This is a genomic window from Serratia sp. KG1D, from assembly GCF_037150675.1.
Lineage (GTDB): Bacteria > Pseudomonadota > Gammaproteobacteria > Enterobacterales > Enterobacteriaceae > Serratia > Serratia nematodiphila.
This window is the reverse complement of sequence record NZ_JBAGIH010000018.1, coordinates 1-365: the sequence shown is the minus strand read 5'-3', so window position 1 is coordinate 365 and position 365 is coordinate 1. Positions and strand designations below refer to the sequence as shown.

The window sequence follows — 365 nt, the reverse complement described above, 5'->3', positions numbered from 1 at the left end:
TTCGAGTGGCGTGCTCACACAGATTGTCTGATAGAAAGTAACGAGCAGAAATACCTTTATAGGCTTGTAGCTCAGGTGGTTAGAGCGCACCCCTGATAAGGGTGAGGTCGGTGGTTCAAGTCCACTCAGGCCTACCACTTCTCATGAAGTGGAAAAGGTACTGCGCGTGACTGTATGGGGCTATAGCTCAGCTGGGAGAGCGCCTGCCTTGCACGCAGGAGGTCAGCGGTTCGATCCCGCTTAGCTCCACCATATAGTCCGGTATTTCAATACTTCAGAGTATATTGGCGACAGTATGCTGCGAAGTATTTTGCTCTTTAACAATCTGGAACAAGCTGAAAATTGAAACATGACGGCTGAAATTT

At 48.5% G+C, this 365-nt stretch carries 2 tRNA genes; both read left to right on the top strand.

The window, feature by feature from the left end:
• Positions 1–60 precede the first annotated feature (60 nt).
• Positions 61–137 (top strand) — tRNA-Ile (locus WFM45_RS24605).
• A gap of 39 nt (positions 138–176) precedes the next feature.
• Positions 177–252: transfer RNA gene (locus WFM45_RS24600), tRNA-Ala, on the top strand.
• The last annotated feature ends 113 nt before the right edge of the window (positions 253–365 follow it).